Annotated in this window: 22 protein-coding genes and 1 pseudogene; 21 read left to right on the plus strand and 2 right to left on the minus strand. The window is 42.5% G+C overall.

Annotated elements, in window-relative coordinates; genetic code table 11:
- The first annotated feature begins 303 nt into the window (after positions 1 to 303).
- From AC438_RS00790 to AC438_RS00885, 19 genes are all read left to right on the plus strand, one after another.
- Positions 304 to 483 carry a hypothetical protein gene (locus tag AC438_RS00790; protein WP_053979365.1) on the plus strand — a complete coding sequence of 60 codons (180 nt, stop codon included), beginning with the start codon at positions 304 to 306 and terminating at the stop codon, positions 481 to 483.
- 349 nt (positions 484 to 832) lie between these two features.
- Positions 833 to 1,135, plus strand: coding sequence for an integration host factor subunit beta (gene ihfB / locus AC438_RS00795; RefSeq protein WP_053979366.1), 303 nt, complete (start codon positions 833 to 835; stop codon positions 1,133 to 1,135).
- Positions 1,136 to 1,393: 258 nt separating this feature from the next.
- Positions 1,394 to 2,803 carry a mannose-1-phosphate guanylyltransferase/mannose-6-phosphate isomerase gene (locus AC438_RS00800; protein WP_053979367.1) on the plus strand — a complete coding sequence of 470 codons (1,410 nt, stop codon included), beginning with the start codon at positions 1,394 to 1,396 and terminating at the stop codon, positions 2,801 to 2,803.
- Positions 2,804 to 3,371: 568 nt separating this feature from the next.
- Entirely contained in the window at positions 3,372 to 4,436 is a 1,065-nt protein-coding gene (locus AC438_RS00805; RefSeq protein WP_053979368.1) for an undecaprenyl-phosphate alpha-N-acetylglucosaminyl 1-phosphate transferase, read from the plus strand.
- 679 nt (positions 4,437 to 5,115) lie between these two features.
- A complete protein-coding gene (locus tag AC438_RS00810) occupies positions 5,116 to 6,276 on the plus strand; it encodes an RNA-binding domain-containing protein (RefSeq protein ID WP_053979369.1) in 1,161 nt (386 codons plus the stop codon).
- Between the two features lie 158 nt (positions 6,277 to 6,434).
- Positions 6,435 to 6,767 (plus strand): MarR family EPS-associated transcriptional regulator, encoded by a 333-nt coding sequence (locus tag AC438_RS00815; RefSeq protein ID WP_082353812.1) that lies wholly within the window; start codon positions 6,435 to 6,437, stop codon positions 6,765 to 6,767.
- Between the two features lie 194 nt (positions 6,768 to 6,961).
- Positions 6,962 to 7,948: a Wzz/FepE/Etk N-terminal domain-containing protein gene (locus AC438_RS00820; RefSeq protein WP_156316951.1), complete on the plus strand. Its 987-nt coding sequence runs from the start codon at positions 6,962 to 6,964 to the stop codon at positions 7,946 to 7,948.
- Positions 7,949 to 8,003: 55 nt separating this feature from the next.
- Positions 8,004 to 8,756: a glycosyltransferase family 2 protein gene (locus AC438_RS00825; RefSeq protein ID WP_053979371.1), complete on the plus strand. Its 753-nt coding sequence runs from the start codon at positions 8,004 to 8,006 to the stop codon at positions 8,754 to 8,756.
- Positions 8,757 to 8,832: 76 nt separating this feature from the next.
- Positions 8,833 to 10,014, plus strand: coding sequence for a UDP-N-acetylglucosamine 4,6-dehydratase (locus AC438_RS00830; protein WP_238376289.1), 1,182 nt, complete (start codon positions 8,833 to 8,835; stop codon positions 10,012 to 10,014).
- A 16-nt stretch (positions 10,015 to 10,030) separates the two neighbouring features.
- A complete protein-coding gene (locus AC438_RS00835) occupies positions 10,031 to 11,200 on the plus strand; it encodes a LegC family aminotransferase (protein ID WP_053979373.1) in 1,170 nt (389 codons plus the stop codon).
- Positions 11,200 to 12,360, plus strand: coding sequence for a UDP-N-acetylglucosamine 2-epimerase (gene neuC, locus AC438_RS00840; RefSeq protein WP_053979374.1), 1,161 nt, complete (start codon positions 11,200 to 11,202; stop codon positions 12,358 to 12,360). The genes AC438_RS00835 and neuC overlap by 1 nt, the downstream gene beginning before the upstream one ends.
- Entirely contained in the window at positions 12,357 to 13,442 is a 1,086-nt protein-coding gene (neuB, locus tag AC438_RS00845) for an N-acetylneuraminate synthase (RefSeq protein WP_053979375.1), read from the plus strand. Before neuC ends, neuB begins: the two co-directional genes overlap by 4 nt.
- Positions 13,432 to 14,079: an acetyltransferase gene (locus AC438_RS00850; RefSeq protein ID WP_053979376.1), complete on the plus strand. Its 648-nt coding sequence runs from the start codon at positions 13,432 to 13,434 to the stop codon at positions 14,077 to 14,079. The genes neuB and AC438_RS00850 overlap by 11 nt, the downstream gene beginning before the upstream one ends.
- Positions 14,080 to 14,112: 33 nt before the next feature.
- The gene (locus AC438_RS00855; protein ID WP_053979377.1) at positions 14,113 to 15,177 is read left to right on the plus strand and encodes a nucleotidyltransferase family protein; all 1,065 of its coding nucleotides are present in this window, start codon (positions 14,113 to 14,115) and stop codon (positions 15,175 to 15,177) included.
- The gene (locus AC438_RS00860) at positions 15,174 to 15,860 is read left to right on the plus strand and encodes an acylneuraminate cytidylyltransferase family protein (protein WP_053979378.1); all 687 of its coding nucleotides are present in this window, start codon (positions 15,174 to 15,176) and stop codon (positions 15,858 to 15,860) included. Before AC438_RS00855 ends, AC438_RS00860 begins: the two co-directional genes overlap by 4 nt.
- A 4-nt stretch (positions 15,861 to 15,864) precedes the next feature.
- Positions 15,865 to 17,094, plus strand: a complete 1,230-nt coding sequence (locus AC438_RS00865) for a lipopolysaccharide biosynthesis protein (RefSeq protein WP_053979379.1) — start codon at positions 15,865 to 15,867, stop codon at positions 17,092 to 17,094.
- A complete protein-coding gene (locus tag AC438_RS00870; RefSeq protein WP_053979380.1) occupies positions 17,094 to 18,053 on the plus strand; it encodes a hypothetical protein in 960 nt (319 codons plus the stop codon). The genes AC438_RS00865 and AC438_RS00870 overlap by 1 nt, the downstream gene beginning before the upstream one ends.
- Positions 18,050 to 18,532 (plus strand): acyltransferase, encoded by a 483-nt coding sequence (locus AC438_RS00875; RefSeq protein WP_053979381.1) that lies wholly within the window; start codon positions 18,050 to 18,052, stop codon positions 18,530 to 18,532. The genes AC438_RS00870 and AC438_RS00875 overlap by 4 nt, the downstream gene beginning before the upstream one ends.
- Before the next feature lie 1,249 nt (positions 18,533 to 19,781).
- A complete protein-coding gene (locus tag AC438_RS00885; protein WP_082353833.1) occupies positions 19,782 to 20,804 on the plus strand; it encodes an NAD-dependent epimerase in 1,023 nt (340 codons plus the stop codon).
- Between the two features lie 108 nt (positions 20,805 to 20,912).
- Here AC438_RS00885 and AC438_RS00890 read toward each other — a convergent pair whose 3' ends face one another.
- The gene (locus tag AC438_RS00890) at positions 20,913 to 22,469 is read right to left on the minus strand and encodes an ATP-binding protein (protein WP_053979384.1); all 1,557 of its coding nucleotides are present in this window, start codon (positions 22,467 to 22,469) and stop codon (positions 20,913 to 20,915) included.
- Positions 22,470 to 22,748: 279 nt separating this feature from the next.
- Positions 22,749 to 23,009: pseudogene (locus AC438_RS00895) on the minus strand (PD-(D/E)XK nuclease domain-containing protein); the annotation flags it as partial.
- A 307-nt stretch (positions 23,010 to 23,316) separates the two neighbouring features.
- Here AC438_RS00895 and AC438_RS00900 point away from each other — a divergent pair.
- Positions 23,317 to 24,489, plus strand: a complete 1,173-nt coding sequence (locus tag AC438_RS00900) for a nucleotide sugar dehydrogenase (protein ID WP_053979386.1) — start codon at positions 23,317 to 23,319, stop codon at positions 24,487 to 24,489.
- A gap of 170 nt (positions 24,490 to 24,659) precedes the next feature.
- Positions 24,660 to 25,538: a glucose-1-phosphate thymidylyltransferase RfbA gene (gene rfbA / locus AC438_RS00905; protein WP_053979387.1), complete on the plus strand. Its 879-nt coding sequence runs from the start codon at positions 24,660 to 24,662 to the stop codon at positions 25,536 to 25,538.
- Positions 25,539 to 25,592: the final 54 nt, after the last annotated feature.

Here is a 25,592-nt window from a genome sequence, read left to right on the forward strand (position 1 = left end):
CATAACGCACAAGTCACTAATCACTGAAGTGATGCACTAAGCCATTCATAACAGGTGCTTTAAGCGCATTGATATAACAGCACAAAAGAGTCTAAAAAATACGTAAAAGTGTGATTTTTTGACTTTTATACCGCTTTAAAAGCGGCCATAATCTCAATAAGTGCACAGCTTGCTTAGGGCGAATAGTTAGCCGGCGTTTGTAGTCGGCTATAGCCAATAATACCGTGTACTTAGGCTTACCCCTAGCGGGTTGCTTGCTCTAGTTTTGTTTTTTGTGTGTTGTTTTACATGAGGAGTTTAGCTATGGGTTTAGAAATATTAGAAGGCGATATGAGCCTTCAATTAATGCAGCAAGATATTGACGATTTTGTTGAGCAAGAGAGCGATAGAGTCATGGGCGTAGACTCGCGTAGACGCCTAGAAAATAAAATTGACGAACTACGTCTATTGCGCGAAATGAAAGAGTTTGATTTTGATGGTTAATGTGTGTGACCGTGATGCTTAACATAGCCGCACGCCTATAAAAGCCCCCGCTGTGGGGCTTTTTGCTAATCGCGTTAAGGCTCTGCTTGCTGTGTGAGTACCCACTATAATTAATGGCGGCAGTCAGTCATAAAAATCAGTGAGTTAAAGGTTTATGTATGGGTGTGAAAGTCATCTTTTACGGTGGTGTATGCTGATTTTTGGGGCCTTTAGGCTTTACCAAAAAGCATTAAATCAGCACGCACAGCCGTACTGACTTTTTAATATGATAAAAGTGTTGTATAACAGCACTCTACAAAAACCTTAAGGTGCCTAAATGGTACCAAATGGATAAGGGGTAGGGTTGAATATGACAGTCACAAGGTCTGAGCTTATAGAGCGTATTACCGATGCACAGCAAGGTATTCAGGTGCGTGATGTGGAGCTGGCGGTAAAAATGCTAGTTGAGCACATGGCGCAAGCCGTTACCCAGAGTGAGCGTATAGAAATACGCGGCTTTGGCAGTTTTGAATTACACTACCGCCCACCTAGGCGTGCTCGCAACCCCAAAACGGGTGAGCAGGTTGCCCTAGAGGGAAAGTATGCGGTGCATTTTAAGCCAGGCAAAGAACTGCGCGAAAAAGTCAATGAGCAATTAGCCGAGATACGCTAAAAGCGGTATCGATTAAAGGCTGTATTGCACGCCTGTACACCGCTGTGCGTATACATTTAGCACCTATAATAGGGCCTATAGATCTACCTCGGTGCTATCGATGCTTAAAGGCGGCCAACTGTTGCCAGTTTATTGTATGGCGTATCACCATCGTGTTGTATGACCGGTTTCACGCAATGAGCTGTACAGGCCAGCGCATATACAGACACACAGTAATAAACTACTTTCTATTGATGTTAATCCTTACTAAGGACTCTTATGCCGGCTCTTGTTATTCCTGTTGTACTTTCGGGTGGTAGTGGCACACGCTTGTGGCCTAAATCGCGCCAGCATTACCCCAAGCAATTGCATAAGCTTTATGGCGAGCATACGCTGCTACAGCATACAGTTAAGCGTATAATGGGTGACCAAGCCCCTATTGTCGTTTGCAATAATGAACAGCGCTTTATGGTGGCTGACCAATTGGCGGCAGTATGCGCCACCGCCCCTGATATTATTTTAGAGCCGGTGGGGCGCGATACGGCACCGGCTGTTGCTATTGCCGCCTTACAGGCTATGCAGCGCGACCCCGAGGCTATTATTGCTATATTCCCCGCCGATCACCTTATTCAGCACGCAGAAGTGTTTAATACGGCACTGGCGCAAGCGGTTAATATGGCCGAGCAACATAAGCTGGTTGCCTTTGGGGTTACACCCACAAGGGCCGAAACTGGCTACGGTTATATTAAAGCGCAGCATATTGGTAATGGCCCAAGCCCCGTCGCGCAATTTGTAGAAAAGCCCAATGCTCAAGTGGCCGAGCAATATTTAAGCAGTGGTGACTATTATTGGAATAGCGGCATGTTTGTCTTTAAAGCCAGTGTACTGATTGCCGAGCTACAGCAATACCAGCCTGCCATAGTGGCGGCTTGCCGGCGTGCCCTGCAAGCTAGCTGTACCGACCTTGACTTTATTAGGCTTGATAAAACGGCCTTTGAGCAAAGCCCGGCAATATCAATTGATTACGCATTGATGGAGCATACACGCCAAGCCTGGGTGCTACCCTTACATAATAGCGGCTGGAGCGACATTGGTAGCTGGGATGCTCTGTGGCAGGTGAGCCCAAAAGATGATAGCGATAATGCCTTTATCGGTGATGTGATTGCCGAGCAAAGCAGCCATTGTTATGTTGATGCGCAGCACCGACTGGTGGCGTTAGTCGGGGTAGAAGATGTGGCCGTGATTGATACAGCCGATGCCGTATTAGTGATTAACAAAAATAAAGCGCAGCATGTTAAAGCAGTGGTGCAAACACTAAAAAAGCGCAACCGCAAAGAGTACACCGCCCACCGCGAAGTGCACCGCCCTTGGGGGTGCTACGATGCCATTGATGGCGGTAAGCGTTACCAAGTTAAGCGTATAAGCGTAAAGCCGGGTGCAAGTTTGTCATTGCAAATGCATCATCACCGTGCCGAACACTGGATTATTGTCTCTGGTACAGCGCTTGTTCAGCGTGGGAATGATGAAATGCTCCTCACCGAAAACCAATCGGTATACATTCCCTTAGGTGAAAAACACAGGCTCACAAACCCAGGTAAATTATTACTGGAGCTGATTGAAGTGCAAAGTGGAAGTTATTTGGGCGAAGATGATATTGTGCGCTTTGAGGATGTATTTGGACGCAGTTAACAAATTAGTAGTATGCAGTGTGCTGTTTATAACGTTTGTAACGACAAGTAACAAATTACACCTTTATTACAGGTGTATAGCTCTGTTAAACTGCGATGTATTCATAACGACTACAGCGCCGATGTTTAGAATGCGGCGCCAGAGTTTTTATCTAACAATTTAGGTGACTATTCACTCGCTATGATTTACTAGCTATGCATGTTAAACAACAATAGCGTGAGTGCCGCAAGCTATGCTTACCAAGTGGTACAAACACACCCACATAACCCGCAATACAAACAAACCTTGAGCCAGCGTTGTACCTGATGTGTATCCATTTTGAGGCATAAGTCAAAGTAGCCATACTTTATATGATATGGTTTACAGACTTCTGCTTTTATTAATAGGTGGCTTACATATTAATAGATGGTTTACCTATTAATGTAGGGTTATGTATGCGATGCGATTTGCTTGGTAGTGACAGTGCGCGCAGCTAAGGCACGCAGTGGTTGCTACATTCCGTGGCTGCTAGAGGGGAGTGCATGCATAAAGTGTTAGATGTTACCTATTCAGTATTTTGGAGTGCCAGATGGAGTATGGATTTGCGGTATTGGGCGTTGCTTTTTTAGTCACCGTCGCAGCCGTAAAAGTAATAAGGCCGCTTGCGGTTAGTGTAGGGCTGGTTGATAAGCCCGGTGGCCGTAAACAGCATGATGGCGCTATCCCCTTAATTGGTGGTTTGGCCATGTTTGTAGGGCTGTTTTTGTCATCTTATATTATGCTAGAGCAGCCCACGTTTGTGCGTGTGTTTATGCTTGGTGGCGCCATGATAGTATTTATGGGTGCTATGGACGATAGATACGACATTAGCGCTAGGTTTAGATTAGTGGCGCAGCTATTAATAGCGGCTTTATTTGTATACGGCCTTAAATTGGGTGTGGCCAGTTTTGGCAACTTGCTAGGCTTAGGTGAAATACGCCTAGGCTGGTTAGGCTACCCATTTGCGCTGGTGGCAATTATTGCTGTTATTAACGCCGTAAATATGCTTGATGGCATCGATGGTTTAGTGGGCGGCCTGGGCCTAACCAGCTTTATGGGCTTAGCATTGTTGTACTTTGGTGCAAGCGGGCTAAACACCGCTTGGCTATGTTTTGCCTTGGTGGGCGCGCTAATGGGCTTTTTGGTATTTAACCTGTGGGGTAAGCCTAGCCATAAGCGCTTTAAAAAAGTATTTATGGGTGATGCCGGCAGTATGTTTGTAGGTTTGGCCTTGGCAGTATTACTGCTATACGGAGCAAGCGAGCAAACAGCCGCCTTTAAGCCAGTAACGGCGCTATGGTTTGTATTGCTACCGCTCACCGATATGATTACATTAATGTATCGCCGCGTTAAGCGCGGTAAATCGCCTTTGTCACCCGACCGTACGCACATACATCATATATTAATGCGCGCCGGCTTTAATAGCCGCCAAACCCTATACATCATGCTGTTTGTGCAGCTGGTATTAGTATGTATGGGTATGATGTTTAATTACCTGCCTGGCGCCGAGGCAATATCATTTAGTTGCTGTTTGGTATTTGTATTGGCCTACCAATTATTAATGAAGCGTAGTTGGCGCTTTATTCGCTGGAACAAACGCCGCTTTGCGCAATAGCGGGTTTTGCGTAATAACGGGGTTTTTGTTATAGGTATGTGCGCAATAATACAAGGGTTAAGGTGTGTAGCGCGGATGCCTAATCAATAAAACTCATCATCAAATAAAAAGCGAAGCCCGAGGCTTTATATCTTTAAGGTCTTAAAGATATAAAGCCTTAAGGCAATAAAATAGGGCTTTGCTTTTTATACTCACCTTACCGACTCCTTTTTTGTGCCTCCTTGTGTGTCCTTTGTGCTTGTTTTTTGAAGTCACGCTAGGCCTAGATCCCAAAGCGTAAAATGCCAAGTGTTCAATGCTTGAACACCTAATAAAACTGCCGTAAAATACCACTCATAAAAAAGCCGCCATGCATGGCGAGGTGTACGCGGCGTTAATGCGCAGACCAGAGGCAAGCAACCCAAGGGCATGCTTTAAAAGTGTCTTTGCCCAAGGGGGTAAAAGGCGGGTTAAAAGAGGCGGGTTAAAAAATAAAGCAACTTTTTATACATTATAAAAAATGTGTAATACAGCGGCACGCACTGGCACTTAGATTTATGGGCAAGCTAACAAAGCTCGCCTAGCGACCTAATTGCATTTAAAGTATTTTATATCGCGTTGCAAAAGCAAATAGAAGAATAAAAAAATAGGCTCGTTTAGCCAAAAGCCAACCCTTAACCCCGAGCATAGCGAGACGCCAATGAATATTAAAGAGCTAATACAGCAAGGCGAAAATAGCGCGGTAGAATTTAAAGCCGCTGATGTACGGCCAGAGTCATTAGCAAAAGAGCTAGTAGCCTTTGTGAATGGTCAAGGCGGCGTGGTGTTGGTGGGGGTTGATGATAGCGGTAATATAAAAGGCCTAAAGACGGACCTAAATAGGCCGACTGAATTTTGTGATTGGGTCGCCAATATACTACGGACCGCTGTTAACCCGCCTATTAATGCTGATGTGAGTGTTGCGCAAGTTGACGGCAAAAATATTGGTGTAATTAACGTGCCTAAAGGTACGGATAAGCCCTATCAGACCAACGCTGGCCAATATTTAGTGCGTGTAGGCGCAACCAACAGGGCGGCATCGGTGCAAGAGTTAATGCGATTGTTTCAGCAGGCCGGTGTATTTCATGTAGATGCTAACCCTGTGGCAGGGGCTGGCATTAAAGATTTAAGCCTAAGCAGCCTTGATCAATATTTAACAAGGTATGACTTAAGCCTTGCTGACGATGCCGATCATACAGCGCTGTTACAGAATATGGATATACTCACCGCCGAAGAGCCGACAATTGCAGGTTTGTTGTTATTTGGTATAAACCCGCAGCGCTTTTTGCCTAATGCTTGTGTGAGCTATGCGCACTTTGCAGGCAATACAATAGATGCCGAATTAATTGATAAGCAAGTAATAAACGGTACCCTGCCAGAGCAAATTGAGCGTGCGTTAGCGGTAATAACGAATAATGTAGCGGTAAGCAGTAATATACAAGGCGCCAAAACCGAGCCCACCACAATGAACTACCCACAAAAAGTATTTAGGGAGTTAATAGTTAATACTGTAGTGCACCGCAATTACAGCATTGTAGGTTCACGCATACGTATACTGCATTTTGGCGATCGCATAGAGTTTATATCGCCGGGGCGCCTACCCAATACGGTATCTATCCAAAAGTTGCCTTTTGGAGTCTCTTATGCGAGTAACCCTATTATTTTGAAGTTTTTAGAAAATTTAAGGTACGTTGATAAATTAGGCCGGGGCTTGCCCATGGTATGGCAAGAGGCCAAAAAATTAATGCGTAAAGTAACGTTTGAAGAAATAGGCGAAGAATTTAAAGTCACACTTTCGCTAAAAAGCGGAAGTGGGAATTAGGGTGCGAGCAACAGCAAGTAAAACACCTAAGTGCAGCGAACTTTAAGGGTAAGCCCAGGTAGGGTCGTTTAGTAAAAAGCGAGACGCCAATAAAGAGCAAATTAAGTATTTTCTGTTCAATGCTTGAACACTAAATAAAACTGCCGTAAAATGCACCTATGAAAGAAACAGCCATACCCGACGAGGTACGCTTGGCATTAATGCGCAAGCTAGCCCAAAACCCCAATGTAAGCCAACGCGAGCTAGCTGCCGAGCTAGGTGTAAGCCTGGGCAAGGTTAACTACTGCCTAAAAGCATTAGTCAAAGTGGGCTGGGTAAAAGCCGGCAACTTTGCCCGCTCAAGCAATAAAGCCGGTTATGCGTACTTACTCACGCCAAAAGGCATTACCGAAAAAGCTGAGTTAACAACCCGTTTTATAGAGCGTAAGCAGCAACAGTACGACAGCTTAAAAAAAGAGATAGAAGAGCTAAAGGCCGAGGCTAAGCAATAAACAGTCACATAATAAAAAGCTATACAATAAATAGCCGCGAGGCAGCATAAAAATCGTTGTAGCAGTTTGCTGCCCGCGTTTAATAAGTCAGCAGTGGTTTGAAATAATATAAAAGTATTTTTATTGGCCGCTTGCGGTAGAGCTAAAAGTAGCCCCTAATCCCAATCCCTTATTTGCAAAGTGATTTAACAACTATGCCCGATAATAAAGATTTAAATCAACGTTTTGATCAACTCGAAAAGCGTTTAGAGTCTATGGCAGTAGCAAGCGTGCTCCCCCCCTTTGATGGCTCAAATACAAGAGCCGATGAAATTGACTTGCGCGAACTTTTTGGTGTGCTTTGGGAGGGGAAGTGGTGGATTATTGCGATTACCTTTTTATTTGCGGTGGCGGGCGTGGTTTATGCATTAAGTTTGCCTAATATGTATAAAAGTGAAGGCATTTATGCGCCAGCGCAAAAAGAAAGTACAGGAGGAGGTATGGCTGGGCAATTTGGTGGTTTGGCTGCGATGGCGGGCGTGAGTCTAGGAGGCGGAGAAAGTAACGATATTGAGCAAGCTATAGCCCTGATCTCTAGCTGGCCGTTTCTTGAGGGATTTATTGAAAGGCATCAACTGAAGCCATTCATCATGGGTGTTAAGAGTTGGAGCTATTCTTCGGGTGAGATTCAGTGGAATACTGAAGTGTACAATCCGACTACAAATACTTGGGTTCTAGATACTATTCCGGCAGAGCCTACTAGTTATGAAACGTTTAAGCAGTTCAGTCGCATGCTATCCATTAGTCAAGACTCTACTACAGGGTTGTTAAATATATCTTTAGAGTATTATATTCCTGACTTGAGTCAAAAGTGGATTGAGTTATTGGTGCAGGATATTAATACTTATTTTCAGCAGCGTGATATAAATGAAGCGCGCAAAGGTATCGAATTTTTAGAGGCTAGAATTGAGGGGACTAGTATTTCGGAGATGCATTCTGTTTTTTATAAAATGATTGAATCTCAAACAAAAACACTCATGCTTGCAAAAGTTAATGAACAGTACTTAATTCAAACAGTTGTTCCACCGAAGGCCGCAGAGATTAAGAGTAAGCCATCTAGGCTATTGCTTTGCATTGTTTTTACTTTGTTGGGCGGCATTATTTCAGTCGTTATTCTATTAAGTCGTTATTTTATTAAGTAGTGCTTCGCTAATTCGTAGTTAGTAAATTTCCTGTTGTAGAGATGATACCTTTAGTATGTCAAATGTTTCAGTGATTACACCCGCCTATAATTCATTACCTTTTATCAAAGAAGCATACGAATCTTTGAGTGCCCAGAAGTACTCGGGTTGGGAGTGGGTTGTTACCGATGATTGCTCCGATGACGGTACCTGGGAATTCCTTCAAAAATTAGCGCAAACCGACTCTAGGGTTATTGTATTAAGAAATGACGTCAATAGCGGTGCGGCTATATCTCGAAATAAATCGATTGATAGGGCTTCTGGTGAGTATTTGGCTTTTCTAGATAGTGATGACCTCTGGCTCCCAAATAAGCTAGAGCTTCAATTATCTTATATGAAAGCCAACCAAATAGATTTCTGTTTTACTGCGTACGAGTTGATTGATGAGGCTGGCTCCTTGATGGGGGTAGTGGTTGATTCCTCACAAGCTGATTCCCTTGATTATGAGGATATGTTAAAGAAAAAAGCCACATTGGGTTGCTCTACTGTAATGCTTAGCCGAGATAGGGTAGGTATATCTAGAATGCCTATTTTACGAACAGGGCAGGATTACGCATTTTGGCTGCTTTTATTGAGATCGGGTATACGTGCGCACCCATATACAGAGGTGTTGACGAAATACAGGATTGTTAATAATTCTATATCGCGGAATAAATTCAAAAAAGCAAAGCGGCAGTGGAAAATTTACAGAGATGTCGAATCTTTAGGGTTGATTAAGTCTGCTGCCTGCTTCTTGTTTTATGCTTGGAGGGCCGTTTTTAGGCGGTAATTATTTTTATGAATGTAGATGTGGTTGTTGTGTGGCTGTGTGTGAAATAATGAATCTAACAAAAAATGAGGTCTCAATGTTATCTTTAATTGGTCGCCAAAAAGAACTTTTTGCTGACGATATTCAATCGCATGATGCTGAGTTGATAAATATTGTAAACTCATCAAAATTTCTAGTTATCGGTGGTGCAGGCTCTATTGGCCAAGCTGTCGTTAAGGAACTTTTTAAACGCAACCCTTTGAAATTGCATGTGGTGGATATTAGTGAAAATAATTTAGTAGAACTTGTTCGCGATATCAGAAGTGGTAGCGGGTATATTGATGGTGAATTTAAAACCTTTGCTTTAGATATTGGCTCTATTGAGTATGACGCTTTTATAAAGTCTGATGGCGAGTACGATTATGTTTTTAATTTATCTGCACTTAAGCATGTGCGCTCAGAAAAAGATGCATTTACACTCATGCGAATGATTGATGTGAACGTATTTAATACCGATAAAACTATTGTTCAGTCAATATCATCAGGCGTAAAAAAATATTTTTGTGTGTCTACAGATAAAGCCGCAAATCCAGTGAATATGATGGGTGCATCCAAAAGAATAATGGAAATGTTCTTGATGAAGCGCAGTGCTGAAATTGCAATCTCGACGGCGAGATTTGCAAACGTAGCATTTTCAGATGGCTCATTATTGCATGGTTTTAATAATCGTATTACTAAGCGGCAGCCTATCGTAGCTCCTAGTGATGTAAGGCGGTATTTCGTCACTCCTCAAGAATCTGGCGAGCTTTGTTTGATGTCTTGTTTGCTGGGCAAAAATCGAGACGTCTTTTTTCCTAAATTAAGCGAAGATTTACATTTAATTACCTTTGCTGAAATTGCGGAGAAGTTTTTAAAACAGCAAGGTTATAAGCCTTACTTATGTAGCAGTGAAGAAGAGGCTAGGGTATTAATGGATGTGCTGCCACCTAAGGGGCAGTGGCCTTGCTTGTTTTTACCTAGCGATACAACAGGCGAAAAGGACTTTGAAGAATTTTATACAGCCACAGAAACTCTCGATATGGAATGCTTTAAATCTTTGGGTGTGATTAAAAATGATTTAAATATTGATGGGTTGAAAGTGGATTTTTTCGAAAAAACCATTAATGCTTTGAAGGCTCGCGGCACTTGGGAAAAGCAAGAAATTGTAAGTTTGTTTTTTGAGATGCTTCCCGATTTTGGCCATAAAGAGCTGGGCAAATATTTAGATTCAAAAATGTAGTTCTTTGGAGTTGGCAATGACGGCTAGTAAAATAATTAAAACAGTAAGGGGCATATACGCAACTGAAGATTTCATCCCATTACATGAACCTAGCTTTAATGGTAATGAAAAGCGGTATTTGTTAGATACTATTGATAGTACATTTGTTTCGAGTGTTGGTCGGTATGTTGATGAATTTGAGCAAAAAATAGAATCATATACTGGTTGTGAAAAAGCAGTTGCTGTCGTTAATGGAACGTCAGCTTTACATGTGGCATTGCACTGCGCCGGTGTTAAAAATGGTGACTTTGTGCTTACGCAGGCACTGACCTTCGTTGCCACCTGTAATGCGATTAGTTTATTAGGGGCCAAGCCTATATTTATCGATGTCTCTAGTGTGAGTATGGGGCTTTGCCCTAAAGCTCTTGCTATTTACTTGGACGAGCATGCCTTTCTCGATGACAATAATGTGTGCAGACTAAAATCAACATCGGGGCGAATTAAAGCAGCCCTTCCAATGCACACCTTCGGGCATCCTGTGGAGCTTGATGAATTGATGGCGGTGTGTGATTTTTGGGGTATCGAGCTAGTTGAAGATGCAGCTGAAAGCTTGGGGTCTTTTTATAAGGGTGTACACACAGGTGTCACATCATCTTTTAGCGCCTTAAGTTTTAATGGTAATAAAATTATCACCACAGGCGGTGGCGGTATGGTTATGTGCAATACTAAAGATCGCGGTAAAAGAGTGAAGCATTTAACCACTACGGCTAAGCAGCCGCATCCTTATGAATATTATCATGATGAGATTGGGTTTAACTATCGGTTACCTAATCTGAACTCTGCTCTAGGTTGCGCCCAAATGGAGGCATTGCCCTCCTATTTAAAAGCTAAGCGAAAGTTAGCTCAATTATATCGAGAAGAATTAAATAGTTCTTGCTATTCATTTGTTGAAGAGCCTGATTATGCCATGTCTAATTATTGGTTAAATGCTGTGCTCTGCGAAACAAAAACTGCGCGTGACGCCCTTTTAAAAGAAACTAACGATATGGGAGTAATGACTAGACCTGTTTGGCAGCTGATGCACCGCTTACCAATGTATAAAGATTGTTTACGCGGCGGCCCTCTAGTGGAGTCTGAAAAACTTGAAGCTACGTTAGTTAACCTACCAAGTACTCCGCCAAAGGCGTATTTAGCCGAGTGTAATTAATGAAAATAGCAGTGTTTACAGGTACTCGTGCAGAATATGGCTTACTGTACTGGTTGCTTAAAGATATTCAGTCGGATTCTACGCTAGAATTGCAGTTGTTGGTTTCGGGTACCCACTTATCACCTGACCATGGATTGACGTATCAGGCAATAGAGGAAGACGGTTTCGTCATTAATGAGAAAATTGAGGTCCTTTTATCTGGAGATACGCCAGTTTCCGTTGCTAAAAGTGTTGGTTTAGGTGTTTTAGGTTATACCGATGCACTGGAAAGAATGAAGCCTGACTTTTTAGTCGTACTTGGTGATCGATTTGAAGCGTTAGCTGTTGTTCAGGTGTCAATGCTCCTAAGGATTCCAGTTGTGCATTTGCATGGTGGTGAAATCACTGAAGGAGCCTATGATGATTCCATTCGACATGCTATTTCTAAGTTGAGCTATATTCATTGCGCCTCCATGGAGGTCTATCGACATCGTATTATTCGGATGGGAGAAGACCCTAGTCGAGTATTTAATGTTGGGGCTATAGGCTTGGATCACTTAAGGCGTACTAAGCTAATGACAAGGCGTGAGCTGTCTTCATCATTGTGCTTCACTTTGGATAAGCCTTTTTTTATTCTTACGTATCATCCTGTGACTCTCGCCGATGAGGGTCCAGAGAAAACATGCGAAAGTATATTAAGTGCTATTGATTTATTCCCTGATTATAATGTCATCATCACATATCCAAATGCGGATGACGGAGGAAAAAAAATTATCCCTATACTAGAGCGGTACGCAAAAACCAACCCATTAAGAGCTTTGGTTGTGCCCTCGTTGGGGCAACTTCGTTATTTAAGTGCGGTAAAAGAGTGCTCGGCAGTACTTGGTAATTCTTCCAGTGGTGTTATTGAGGTTCCATCATTTAAGCGAGCTACAGTGAATATTGGTGCGCGCCAAAGAGGGCGTGTATCAGCCTGCAGCGTTGTTGATTGCGGTGTTGAAGTTAATGAAATACATGATGCGATAAGTGAAGTGTTAAGTGTTGCTTTTGCAGAGGTGCTTAATAATGTAAAAAACCCCTATGGCAGTGGTAATGCAAGTAAGAAAGTAATTGAAGCTATCAAAAATGTAGATGTGAATTTAGCAAAAAAATTCTATGACGGTATTGTGGAGGGTGTATGACATTAATAATTGCTGAGGCTGGCGTTAATCATAACGGGTGTGAGGACTTGGCATTAAAATTAGTTGAGGCGGCGCATGCGGCGGGTGCAGATATTGTTAAATTTCAAACATTTAAAGCAGCGCGCTTGGTAACGAAAAGTGCTAAGCAGGCCAATTATCAACTCGCCAATACAAAAAAAACAGAAACCCAGCTTGCGATGTTGTCTCGGCTTGAGCTTAGTTATGAAACCCATAAAAAATTACTGGTCCGCTGTAATGAGTTAGGGATTGAATTTTTATCAACTGCTTTTGATGAGGATAGCTTAGCATTTTTAGTGAACGATATTGGTATAAAAAGATTAAAGCTCCCTTCTGGTGAAATAACAAATGCACCCTTGGCTTTAGCTCATGCAAAAACAGGCCTTGACATCATTGTTTCTACCGGGATGGCAACATTATCTGAAATCGAGTCTGTATTAGGCGTTATTGCATTTGGTTATTTGGAGCATCTTGATGGGCGAAATATTAAGCCTTCGATTCAGGCATTTAAAGAGGCTTATGCATCAATAGAGGGGCAGGCACTCCTGAAAAGAAAGGTTACGCTCCTTCATTGCACAACGGAGTACCCGGCTCCTGTCAAGGAGGTTAATTTAAATGTAATGGCGGCGTTAAATTTAGCATTTGATTTAACGGTTGGATACTCTGATCATACGGCTGGAATTGAAATACCTATTGCCGCAAGCGCATTAGGTGCAGCTGTTATCGAAAAACATTTCACGCTAGATAAAAATATGCCTGGCCCAGACCATAAGGCTTCATTAGACCCTGTTGAGCTCAAGCAAATGGTTTTGAGTGTGAGAAATGTAGAGCAGGCTATGGGGCGAAGCGTTAAAGTGCCAACATTATCGGAAGTTAAAAATATTGCAGTTGCCCGTAAGAGCTTAGTTGCTGCCGCGGAGATCTGTGAGGGCGATTGTTTTACCGTTGAAAATCTAGATATAAAAAGACCTGGCGATGGCGTCTCTCCTTATCTTTACTGGGAATACCTCGGACGTAGAGCTACTAAAAAATTCAACTTAGGCGATGTGGTTGATGAAAGTTGAGTGGCGAACCTATCTTATTGGTGGCGGAGGGCATGCTAAGGTTGTTGCGGACATGTTAACTTCCATGTCGACTTCACCCTATTGCTTGGTGCTGCAGCGTGGAGAGGTTCCGTCAAGTTTTTTTAGCGGTATAGCATTTGTTTACGATGATGAATTATTAGAAACTAACCCATCGTTATCACGGCTCTACAACGGTATCGGCAGCTTGCCCGGGTCTCGTGTCAGGTGTAGTATTTTTAATCAATATAGTCAGCGCAGCTTTTTATTTCCTGAGTTAGTGTCAGCTGCAGCCACTTGCGTGCCGAGTGCAAAATTAAGTCGCGGTGTGCAAGTTATGGATGGAGCTATTATCCATGCAGATACAACTGTTGGCGAAAATAGCATTGTAAATACAGGAGCTATTCTAGAGCACGATTGTATGATTGGTTCGAATTGCCATATTGCTCCTTCTGCAACTATATGTGGCGGCGTACTGATAGGTGACGGCGTACATGTTGGGACTGGGGCAAATATCATTCAAGGTGTACAAGTTGGTGACCGTGCCGTCATTGGTGCGGGGGCAATTGTTACTCGTGATGTGCTTAGTGATGCAGTCGTTTACCCCGCAAGAAGCTACACAAAAAACCATAATGAATAAAATCTAATGAGTAAGGCAAAGTAGAAGGTTAATATGATCAATGATTGGATGGATGTAGTTGTTCGCCCCTCTCAGAGTATTAGAGAAAGTTGGCGTATTCTGAATGATGGTGCTTTACGTTTTGTTATGGTGACAGACGACAGTTATAAGCTACTAGGTGTAGTGACTGATGGCGATATTCGTCGAGGGTTATTATCTGGTATGGAGCTGGGTGATAGCATCAGTGCGGTAATGAATAAAAGCCCCATAACTATTCCTCGTAGTATGGAGAAGCAAGCGCTGATTGATTTGATGGAAGAACGTAAGGTTTTAGCGCTTCCTCAAGTTGACAATGGTGTTTTAGTTGGTTTGGCGGTCTTGCAAGACTTGTTACAAGTCCCTGTTATTGATAATCCGGTCTTCATAATGGCAGGAGGCTTTGGCACGCGCTTACGACCATTAACCGACAGCTGCCCAAAGCCAATGCTGAAAATTGGCGGTACGCCAATGTTGGAAATTCTCATCAAAAGCTTTAAAGCGAAGGGGTTTAGGAACTTTTATATATCTACACATTATTTACCCGAAGTTATTACTGAGTATTTTGGTGACGGATCTGATTTTGGTGTGTGTATCACCTATGTTCATGAAAAAAGCCCGTTAGGTACAGGTGGGGCTTTAGGCTTATTACCTAGCAATATTCCAAAGCTCCCTCTTATTGTAATTAATGGAGATATTTTAACCAATTTAGATTACAAGCTTCTCTTAGATGAGCACTCATTGAGTGCGGCTTCGGCCACTATGTGTGTGAGGGCTCATGAAGTTAATATTCCTTTTGGCGTAATAGAAGCAGATGATAATAAAATTACTGCTATGGTTGAAAAGCCAACATATAGGTACTTCGTGAATACGGGTATTTACGTGATATCCCCAGAGGTTTTAGCTTTTGTTAAAAAAGACGTAAGATTGGATATGCCAACATTATTACAATCTCAAATTGATAACGGTAAGTTGGTGAAAACTAAGTTAATGCATGACTATTGGCTTGATATTGGTCGTATGGATGATTTTAATAAAGCGCAAGTGGATATCTTAACCTTAGGGTTAAAGGGTGTTTTATGAGGGTTGTAGCACTGATTCCTGCTCGTGCGGGGAGTAAACGGTTACCGCAAAAAAACGTATTACCCTTAATGGGTAAGCCGCTAATTACTTGGACGATTGAGGCGGCAGCCCAGTCCGGTGTATTTGATGAGATTGTTGTCTCTACTGATTGCGAGTATGTTGCTGAGTTGGCGCAAAAAGCCGGTGCGAAGATCCCTTTTTTAAGACCCTCAGAGCTTTCAGGGGATATGGCTTCGAGTGCAGATGTTATCTTGCATGCTATTCATGAGTTGCAGTTGGGATATAGCGATGTTCTTGTTTTACTGCAGCCAACCTCACCCTTAAGGCGGGCGGAGGATATTATTAATGCAGTACAGTTATTGAGAGATGATGATACCGCTAACTGTATTGTCTCCCTTACAGAGTGCGAACATAGTCCTCTGTGGTGTGGTCAGTTGCCACCTTCTGGCTCGATGGAAGGGTTTTTTGATAAGTCTGTGAGTAATAAAAGAAGTCAAGACTTACCAGTTTACTTTAGGTTGAATGGGGCGATTTATGTGTCTTATGTGGAGTCAATAATTAGCAATAAAGGCTTTGCTTATGATAAAGGTTCACGTGGTTATGTGATGCCTCGTGAGCGCTCAGTTGATATAGATAGTCAATTTGACTTTGATGTAGCAGAAGTGCTAGCTAAGTATTTGTAACGATATGTATAAGCGTCTACATAATCTAATCGGTTCTTCTGGTGCAAAAACAGCGTTAATATTTATTGGCGGTGATACCTTAAATAAGGCAATCCCTTTTCTGTTACTTCCGTTAATTATTAACAAAACAACGGGATATGAATTTGGTTTGTATTCTCTGGGTATTCTATTTGTGCAGTTTTCTCAGGCCTTTTGCTTGTCCGGCATGAGCGCAAAAGTCATACTTGCCATTACTAAAAAGAAGCCTTTTGAATCTGTTTTGGGTGCCGGTTTACTGATAGCTATTTTTTCAGCCTTATTATTAGCGGTGTTGTTAAAGTACTTTTCTGATCTGGAAGTGTTTTCAGGGTTCGAACTAAATAGTATTCTACTTTTAATACTCTCTGGTTTTTGCAATGCATTAGTTGCATTGTGTATGTCGGTATATCAAGCTCGTTTAGACGCATTTAGGTATGCATTATTACAGCTTACCCAAACGATTTTAGTTTTTCTATCTATAGTGACGGGTGTTTTATTATTCTCATTGAATACTGTGTGGATGTTAATCTTCTTTGCATCTTTTATTATGCTAGCGATACATTCGTATTTGATGTTTAGGGAAAGACTAGCTTACCGTAATGTTTTTGGCGAACTTGAAGAAAATGTGCGGTTTGCTTTGGCTCAGTTACCTCATGTTATGTCTAGTTGGGTGCGCTTGGGGTATGATCGTATGATTCTAGCATCCTTAGTTGGGGTTGTGGCTGTTGGTGGGTACTCGGCTGCTTTACAGGTGGGCTTAGTTGTTAGTGTTGTTGTGATGGGAATGAATAAATTCATGTCTCCTAAGATTTTGACAGCATTGTTTGCCGGTAGTAGCGTTGCTTCATATCTCCGTCGTGCATTTGCTGGGGTGCTAATTTTGTTTTGCATAGTCTCTGTTATGGGGGCGCTGTTGTTTTATTATTTCTTTCCCGTCGACTATCTTGAGTATACTTACCTAATCCCCGTTTTTTGTTTGGCATACGCTTTTCAGGGGGCGTATTTCCTAGTTGTAAACTTTTTACATTTCCATGATAAAAGCCATTTTATCTTTATTCCTTCGGTGGCTTCTTTGGTGGTGCATATTTTTATTGCACCTTTATTGATTGCAAAATATGGAGTTGCAGGTGGGGCGTTAGCTTTACTGGTAAGTTGGTTTTTACTATTCACTTTCACATTAGTGTTAGTTTTTGCTGTGTCTAAGAGGTCGAAGTGATGCCGCCTGAAATAGTTTTTATAGAATCTCCTTTACAGCTTAAAAGTGCACTTAGGATGACATCCAGTAGTGGTAATTTATTGATTGTTTGTCGTCTAAATGGTGAGGCCGAAAATGATTCTAGAATTAAGTCTTCTGCATGTGGTGCTGATATAGAATATCGCTTTATCGTCGCTCCTCCAGGCAGTGCTTGGGGACTGATGAAGCTTATTGTGCTTGCTGTTTATATTAGGTTAAGGCAGGTTTTTAGTGTTAAGTGCTCGACTGTTTTTATCGGGGACTATCGTGCATTTTGGATGAGGATTTGTGCGTCCTTCTTTAGTTTAAGGTCTATAAATATCTTAGACGATGGTATGGCAACAATTCATGTTGTTTCTAAGTTAGATGAGTCTCTTGTTAAACAGGGGGGGCTGTTGCGTTTATTGATGCCTTCGGTGTGTTTTTATACCGCATTTAACATAAAAGCAGAGAAGGTTGATATCGTATATCTTCCTGTAGAGCGTTTTACTGATGATCGTGATACTGATAGCTCTGTTGCATACTTTATTGGTGCCCCTCTTGTTGAAAAAGGCATAGTTACAGCGCAGAGCTATAAATCCTTAATGGCCGATGTCGCAGAATATTTTTATCACAAACACCGTTCTATTAAAAAAGTTGTATATGTCCCACACAGGGCCGAGCTTGAAGAAAACTACTCGGCAAGTGTTGATGGGCTGAATCTATTTACCGTGAAATCTCTCAATGAAGATGTCGAGTCATATATGCAAAAACTGAAGATGGCACCTGCATGCGCGGCATCATTTTATTCAACGGCTTTATTTATGTTGAGAGAGAGTGGTTTTGACGTCATATCATTTAAAATTCCTTTGGATTTTGTTGCGCTAAAATTTTCAAAAGATATTGATCAGGTGTATGATTTTTATCATGTGTTAAATAATGTTGAGGTGGTTGAGTTATGAGATTTTTGCGCAACATGATGACATATTTTTGGAGTTTTTGGGCGCGTACATCACTAGGCGGTGGCCGACCTAAGGTGAATGCATTGTCGCGCTTTACAAAAAATACATATATTGGCGATGATTGTCACTTTAACGGCTTTAAAGTTTTAGGTGTTGGTAGGGTCACTATTGGTAAGGGATTTCATAGTGGCAGTGGCTGCAAGGTGATTACTGATGTACATAACTATAATGGTACCGCTTTACCGTACGATAATACATATATCACCAAAGATGTATCTATCGGCGATTATGTTTGGCTTGGGCAAGATGTTACAGTGCTCGGTGGCGTAGTAATTGGTGAGGGTGTAATTGTTCAAGCGGGTAGTGTTGTTGTATGTGATATTCCTGCATTAAGTATAGCTGGCGGTCACCCCGCTACCGTCTTTTCTATGAGAGATGAGTCACATTACTTCACTATTAAGAGTAAGGAGTTTACTTGATGATCTTGGGGTTTTTTTTTCTCACATTAGCACTTTTTTTTGTATTGTGGGTGTATATCCTAACTGGTGAAATCAAAAAGCCCACTGTTTTATATTCTTTGTCATTGATAACTATATTTTATACGCCATCACTGTATTTTTATTTTGGTGGTACTACATATCGTTTTTTTAATAATGAATCATTAGTGTTGTTTTTTCACATAGGCGGGGTGTTTTTATTTATTTATGGACTGTTGATGTTTTTTATTCGCCTCATTTTTTCCCCTTCTGGTAATATTAGATTTCAGTCCACTGTTCTAATTAAAATATATTTTTCGTTCTTTGTCGGTATTATAGTTGTGTATTACGCTATGTACTTTAAATCTATGCCTTTAATGTACTTTTTGATTTCTGGTGAAATGATAGATAGGCCCGATTTGACAGGGAGTATCCCTCATTTCTATACAATATCTAGCTTAGTTATGGTGTATCTTGGTTCTACATATTTCTACTATTTCGATGCTATTTGTAGCAAATATCTGCATGTAGTTATTAATTTGTTAATGTGTTTTATTTATGTTATGGCTGGCCATAAAGGATTTGTTGTTTATTATTGTCTTTTTTTATGGGTCTTCGTTTTCAAACTCTCAGTTGATTTCAAAATATTTGCTATTTTCTTTGCTTTACTTTTTGTCTATATGCTAACTAAGGGCATAACTCATATAGATGCAGATGTGTTGGCGTATATGATGGACTCTCCTTTTCGTCGTTTCTTTGTTACTCAGGGGACAGGGTTTATTCATCGTTTGGACCTTCTTGAATTTGGAGGTGTTATTGAGCATGTGAGGGGGATAAAGTTTGCTGTTTTTCAGAAGATGTATAATGTGTCTTTTGATGGTTCTGCTCCAACATTTTATACCGGCGATCTTATCGTCAAATACGGGTATCCGTTTTCTATATTGATATTTATATTTATATCTTCTGGATTATTGTTCTTCTGTCAATGTATTACTAAGTTGAGTTGTAATAAACATTTGTTTTTATTTTGGAATTTCTACGTAATTACATTCCTCATTAGTATGGCTGAGATAAGTTTTTCAAGTAGTATTAGGATTCTACTAGTTATTATAAACTTAATTATTGTTTATAGTTTAGGTCGCATAACCATGCTTAAGACTTCTGTATATCGGCTAGATTGATGAACCTGTATGCATTCCCCCTAATTTCATGATGGTTTTTAATGGGTATTTTTTATGAAGAGGTCAGTGCTCTGAAATATTTAGTCACCGGCGCTGCTGGCTTTATTGGCTTTTTTGTTGTGCAGCGTTTAGTTGCACAGGGGCATAATGTAATAGGTATTGATAACCTGAATGACTATTACGATGTGAATTTAAAGCTAGCGCGCTTAGCCGAGCTAAAGCCTTTAGCGGGCTTTACATTTATGCAATTAGATTTGGCCGACCGTGAAGGTATTGCCGCTTTATTTGAGTCGCAGCAATTTGACCGCGTGATTCATTTAGCGGCGCAAGCGGGTGTGCGTTATTCGCTCGATAACCCGCTGGCCTATGCCGATAGTAATTTGGTGGGGCATTTAACCATTTTAGAAGGCTGCCGCAATACCCAAGTTAAGCACTTGGTGTATGCCAGCAGCAGCAGTGTGTATGGCTTAAATACTAAAACGCCCTTTAGCACAAGCGATAGTGTCGATCACCCGATATCGCTCTATGCGGCCAGTAAAAAAGCGAATGAGCTAATGAGTCATACCTATTCGCATTTATACCAAGTGCCTACCACCGGTTTACGCTTTTTTACTGTTTACGGCCCTTGGGGCCGGCCCGATATGGCCTTGTTTAAGTTTACTAAGGCCATTTTGGCGGGCGAAGCCATTGATATTTATAACAACGGCAAGCTAAGCCGCGACTTTACCTATATCGATGATATTGTTGAAGGCGTCATGCGTATACAAAATGTAATACCCCAAGGTAAAGGCGTAGATGCGCAAGGCAATGCGTGGACGCCCGAAACCGGCAGCCCAGCCAATAGTAGCGCACCCTATGCGGTGTACAATATCGGCAACGGCAACCCGGTTAAATTAATGGATTTTATTACGGCATTAGAGGCGGCTTTAGGCGTAGAGGCCAAAAAGAACTTTATGCCCATGCAGCCAGGCGATGTTTACCAAACCTATGCCGATACCCAAGGCCTAGAGACCGCTACAGGCCACACGCCTGCGGTTGGCGTTAAAGAGGGTGTGGCTAGGTTTGTTGAGTGGTATAAGGCGTTTTACGGGTAAAAATGTCGGAAATGGTTTTGTTGCAAGAATGCTTCGCGCGAGTGGAGCATACCGTACTTTCCCAGTATCAAGCTCCGCTATAGCAGTGCTCCGGTTTCTTGACTCTGGTTATCCTAATTTCTGCGCTTCTAGCGCAACTACTTGCCTTTGCACCTTACTAAATTCGACCCCAATACCATAAATAGCCCACCCCTCACGCACATATTTTTGCGCATAATTATTCGCCTTAATTTGTGCCAAGGCATTGCCTAAGGGTTTATCGTCGACTACTTTAAATTCAAAAATAAACGTCGTGTTATTAAATTGAATGGCCATATCCACTTTACCGTTAACACTGGCCTCTTCCACGGTTACATGCAAGCCCAAAGCGGCGAAGTGGCTGTAAAAGATGCTGGCATAGTGGCCTTCGTAATTATTTAAAGGATTATTTCGGTACCAGTCGTGGGGGATGCTGGCGTATAGGGCTTTTAAATGGGTGGCGAGTAATTCAAAGTTGCAGGTTTTTAGGGCTTTTAATAAGGTAGATCGCGTTTTAGTAACGGCACTAATACTAAAACCTTGGGTGGGTAGCAGGGCTTTATTAAGACTAACTTCTACCTCAACATTGGGGTAACTCAGGGTGTATTCCCAAATGCCGGGGATGGGTTCATCCGCCGCCGCAATGGTTAAATAACCGGTTTGAAATAACAGTGCTTCGGTGCCTATGGCATCTACATCAAAATGGCCGAGTAAATCTTGGTCGGAATGTAGGGCGGCTAAATCTAGCGTATTAATTTGCCGCTTGCCCAATTCTTTGATTAAAAAAGTCGGCGTGGCGCTTTCAAACCAAAAGGGTTTAAATTGTCGCTCTTGCAGCAATAAAAGCACATCAAACGGATTATACACCGACGTACCTAGCCAATTGTAGCCGTTATACCACGTGCGTATTTTGTCGCGGTCTAGGCCTTCTAGCTCCGGTTTAAATACTTCATCGATATCGTCGTCGGTATAACCACAAATAGCCGAATACTCTGGGCTTAAGGTAATATCGCGCAGATTATTCAAACCACTAAACAGGCTCACCTTACTAAATTTACTCACACCCGTTAGCAGCACAAATTTTAAAAATGGGTCGGCGTCTTTTATTACGCTGTATAAGTTTTTTAAACCTTCGCGGTTTTGCGTGGCAATGTCGGTATTTTCGATATTATCTAAAATAGGTTTGTCGTATTCGTCGATCAGCAATACAGCGCCTTGGCCGTATTTTTGGTGGGCGGCCATTAATAAACTGCGAAAATTACCGGGTATATCTAATGCTGTGTTGGCGGGTAGGCCTAAACGTTCGCGGTTGTCGCTCAGTTGCTGGTTGATGCGGTCATCTAATGATGCACGCCCTTGTACCACGCCATCACCAAAACCAAAACGCACCACAGGGTAGGTTGTTTGCCAGTCCCACTTATCGTCAATAAACAGGCCTTTAAATAAAGCACGCTGACCTTCAAATAATTGCTGTAAGGTGTCTAAAAACAAGCTCTTACCAAAGCGGCGCGGACGGGACAAAAAGTAGAACTTACCCTGCTCTATTAGCGCATGGGCATAGGGCGTTTTATCAACATAATAATAGCCGCCGTTAATAATCTCGCTTAATGATTGAATGCCAATGGGGAGCTTGCGTTTAGTTGTCATGTGCTGTGCCTGTACGTGAATACTGGTACGCAGTATAACAGCTAAAGCGGGGCTTTAGCTGTGTGCTATGGCGGCATTGATGTGCGTAGTGACTTAGAGGATAGGGGTGTTATTACCAGAGGGGGACTTTTTTGAGGCTTTATAGCGTACTGCTGACTGCAGTGTTCAGCAGGGCGATGTATCTCTTTCGGCATACCGAGTGCCGCCTCTATCATTACAATTTCTGAGCTTCTAGTGCAACGATCTGCCTGTTCTAGTAGAGTAGAGTAGAGTGTGCATTTATAATTGCTGTGTTTCAAATGCCACAATTTGCTGATCAGTTTTGCTAAACTCAACCCCTATGCCCCAAACTTCGGCTGTTTGGTGTCGGTACTTCTCGGCGCAATTGTTATCAATAATTTGCTGCAGGGCTTTGCCCGTGGCTTGTTCTTTTACCACTTTAAATTCAAAAATAAAGGTTTTATGGTTGTATTGAATCGCCATATCCACTTTGCCGTTAACACTGGCATCTTTTACAGCCACGTGCAACCCTAGGGCGGCAAAGTGGCGGTATTATGCAAATTGTCCAAAATAGAATTGTCGTATTTATCGGTCATGGCTACGATATCGAGATCGTACGTTGCTTCGCGTCATTATGGACTTCGCTGAATAAAGGGGTAAAGCCACCAAGAATCTCAATGGCGCTCTGGACTTTACGGTTTACGTGACCCAAGCTCTCCAACCTCCATATGTTGGGCAAAAGCACATTAATGCCTATCCATTTGTGTTTTTTGCATTAAAATATGCCGCCTAACTAGCGCTTTTTACATTGGGCTAAAGATTAAAAAATAAAGAGCAAAGAGTACATATGAAAATTGCAATTGCAGGTACAGGCTATGTGGGCCTTTCGAATGCGGTATTATTGGCTCAGCACAACACTGTGGTGGCGTTAGATATTGTACAGGCCAAAGTAGATTTAATTAATAACAAAAAGTCCCCAATAGACGATAAAGAGCTACAGCAATACTTGGCCCAGGCCCCGCTAAGCTTGCGCGCCACGACCGACAAGCACGAAGCTTACGAGGACGCGGCGTTTGTGGTTATTGCCACCCCTACCGACTATGACCCAGATACCAATTATTTTAATACAGGCAGCGTAGAGGCGGTTATTAAAGAGGTGATGGCGATAAACCCTAATGCTGTAATGGTGGTTAAATCGACCGTGCCGGTCGGTTTTGTTGAGCGCATTAAAGCAGAGCTGGGTACTAATAATGTGATGTTCTCGCCGGAGTTTTTGCGAGAAGGCAAGGCACTGTACGACAACCTGCACCCCTCGCGTGTGGTTGTGGGCGAGCAATCAGAGCGCGCTAAGCTCTTTGCAGGCCTATTAGTGGCCGGAGCCCTAAAGCCCGCCGATGATATACCCGTACTGTTTACCGACAGTACCGAGGCCGAGGCTATTAAGCTATTTGCCAATACCTATTTGGCAATGCGAGTGGCTTATTTTAACGAGCTAGATACCTACGCCGAAAGCCATGGGCTTAATAGCCGCCAAATTATCGAAGGCATAGGCCTAGACCCACGTATTGGTAACCACTACAACAACCCAAGCTTTGGTTATGGTGGCTATTGTTTACCCAAAGACACTAAGCAATTATTGGCCAATTATAACGAGGTGCCCAATAATATTATCCGCGCCATTGTTGACTCTAACACCACCCGTAAAGACTTTATTGCCGATGCTATTGTGCGCAAAAACCCCAAGCGTGTGGGCATTTACCGTTTAATTATGAAGGCCGGCTCCGATAACTTTAGGGCCTCGTCTATTCAGGGCGTCATGAAGCGTATTAAAGCCAAGGGCATCGAGGTGGTTATTTATGAACCCGTATTAACACAAACTGAGTTTTTTAACTCTGCGGTTATGACAGACTTAGTTGAATTTAAAAATACCTGCGATGTGATTGTGGCTAACCGCATGGTTGATGATATTAAAGATGTCGCCGATAAGGTGTATACCCGCGATTTATTTGGCAGCGATTAGCCGCTGTTGTATCTTTAGCGCTCAATAATATACCGCGTATCAAGCATGTTATCTATGCGTATATAGATAACATGCGCATAATGGGTAGGCTCATAAGATATCGCTTTACGTATTGGTGCCTTTTTGTTCGAACTTTGCTACTCTGGTTCTAACAACATTTAGGAGGTGTTATGCGCAAAGGTATTATTTTAGCCGGTGGCAGTGGTACAAGGCTTTACCCATTAACGCAGGTGGTCAGTAAACAGCTTATGCCTGTTTATGACAAACCCATGATTTACTACCCCTTAGCCACGTTAATGCAGGCGGGTATTCAAGATGTACTAGTGATTACCACCCCAGAAGAGTCTGACCGCTTTAGGCAGTTACTGGGCGATGGCGGCCAGTTTGGCATCACCATTAGCTACCAGGTGCAGCCCACCCCCGATGGCCTAGCCCAAGCCTTTATACTGGCCGAGGCCTTTTTAGCGGGTAGCCCTGCCGCCCTGGTACTGGGCGATAACCTTTTTTATGGCCACGATTTAGTCAAGCAATTGCGCGCAGCTGCCAATAAAACAAACGGCGGCACGGTATTTGGTTATCATGTGGCCAATCCTAGCGCCTACGGCGTTGTCGATTTTGATGCTAAAGGCAAAGTGCTTAGTATCGAAGAAAAACCCCAAACCCCCAAAAGCAATTATGCCGTGCCAGGCATTTACTTTTTTGATGCCCAAGTGGTAGATTTTGCCAAAGCTGTTAAGCCCAGCCCCCGTGGCGAGCTAGAAATTGCCGATATTATGCAAATGTACTTGGCGGCAGGGCAGTTAGATGTACAACTTATGGGGCGTGGCACGGCTTGGCTCGATACCGGTACCCACGATGACCTATTGGCGGCGGCGCAATTTATCGCCACACTCGACAAGCGCCAAGGCCTAAAAGTCAACTGCCCCGAAGAGGTTGCTTACCGCAATGGCTGGATAACCGCCGATGCACTGCGCGAAATAGCCAAACCCTTGGTCAAAAGCGGTTACGGCGCTTACTTACTCAAACTATTAGATAGCACCGTGTATTAGCCTACTGTTGGTGTTGGTGTTGGTATTAGTATTGCTGGCTCCAGTTTATAGGCG

This window comes from Marinagarivorans algicola (assembly GCF_001292705.1).
GTDB lineage: Bacteria > Pseudomonadota > Gammaproteobacteria > Pseudomonadales > Cellvibrionaceae > Marinagarivorans > Marinagarivorans algicola.

Excerpts from the sequence above, each read along its gene's own strand:
- AC438_RS00790 (WP_053979365.1), top strand. The coding sequence starts at position 304 with ATGGGTTTAGAAATATTAGAAGGCGATATGAGCCTTCAATTAATGCAG.
- ihfB (WP_053979366.1), top strand. The coding sequence starts at position 833 with ATGACAGTCACAAGGTCTGAGCTTATAGAGCGTATTACCGATGCACAG.
- AC438_RS00800 (WP_053979367.1), top strand. The coding sequence starts at position 1,394 with ATGCCGGCTCTTGTTATTCCTGTTGTACTTTCGGGTGGTAGTGGCACA.
- AC438_RS00805 (WP_053979368.1), top strand. The coding sequence starts at position 3,372 with ATGGAGTATGGATTTGCGGTATTGGGCGTTGCTTTTTTAGTCACCGTC.
- AC438_RS00810 (WP_053979369.1), top strand. The coding sequence starts at position 5,116 with ATGAATATTAAAGAGCTAATACAGCAAGGCGAAAATAGCGCGGTAGAA.
- AC438_RS00815 (WP_082353812.1), top strand. The coding sequence starts at position 6,435 with ATGAAAGAAACAGCCATACCCGACGAGGTACGCTTGGCATTAATGCGC.
- AC438_RS00820 (WP_156316951.1), top strand. The coding sequence starts at position 6,962 with ATGCCCGATAATAAAGATTTAAATCAACGTTTTGATCAACTCGAAAAG.
- AC438_RS00825 (WP_053979371.1), top strand. The coding sequence starts at position 8,004 with ATGTCAAATGTTTCAGTGATTACACCCGCCTATAATTCATTACCTTTT.
- AC438_RS00830 (WP_238376289.1), top strand. The coding sequence starts at position 8,833 with ATGTTATCTTTAATTGGTCGCCAAAAAGAACTTTTTGCTGACGATATT.
- AC438_RS00835 (WP_053979373.1), top strand. The coding sequence starts at position 10,031 with ATGACGGCTAGTAAAATAATTAAAACAGTAAGGGGCATATACGCAACT.
- neuC (WP_053979374.1), top strand. The coding sequence starts at position 11,200 with ATGAAAATAGCAGTGTTTACAGGTACTCGTGCAGAATATGGCTTACTG.
- neuB (WP_053979375.1), top strand. The coding sequence starts at position 12,357 with ATGACATTAATAATTGCTGAGGCTGGCGTTAATCATAACGGGTGTGAG.
- AC438_RS00850 (WP_053979376.1), top strand. The coding sequence starts at position 13,432 with ATGAAAGTTGAGTGGCGAACCTATCTTATTGGTGGCGGAGGGCATGCT.
- AC438_RS00855 (WP_053979377.1), top strand. The coding sequence starts at position 14,113 with ATGATCAATGATTGGATGGATGTAGTTGTTCGCCCCTCTCAGAGTATT.
- AC438_RS00860 (WP_053979378.1), top strand. The coding sequence starts at position 15,174 with ATGAGGGTTGTAGCACTGATTCCTGCTCGTGCGGGGAGTAAACGGTTA.
- AC438_RS00865 (WP_053979379.1), top strand. The coding sequence starts at position 15,865 with ATGTATAAGCGTCTACATAATCTAATCGGTTCTTCTGGTGCAAAAACA.
- AC438_RS00870 (WP_053979380.1), top strand. The coding sequence starts at position 17,094 with ATGCCGCCTGAAATAGTTTTTATAGAATCTCCTTTACAGCTTAAAAGT.
- AC438_RS00875 (WP_053979381.1), top strand. The coding sequence starts at position 18,050 with ATGAGATTTTTGCGCAACATGATGACATATTTTTGGAGTTTTTGGGCG.
- AC438_RS00890 (WP_053979384.1), bottom strand. The coding sequence starts at position 22,469 with ATGACAACTAAACGCAAGCTCCCCATTGGCATTCAATCATTAAGCGAG.
- AC438_RS00900 (WP_053979386.1), top strand. The coding sequence starts at position 23,317 with ATGAAAATTGCAATTGCAGGTACAGGCTATGTGGGCCTTTCGAATGCG.
- rfbA (WP_053979387.1), top strand. The coding sequence starts at position 24,660 with ATGCGCAAAGGTATTATTTTAGCCGGTGGCAGTGGTACAAGGCTTTAC.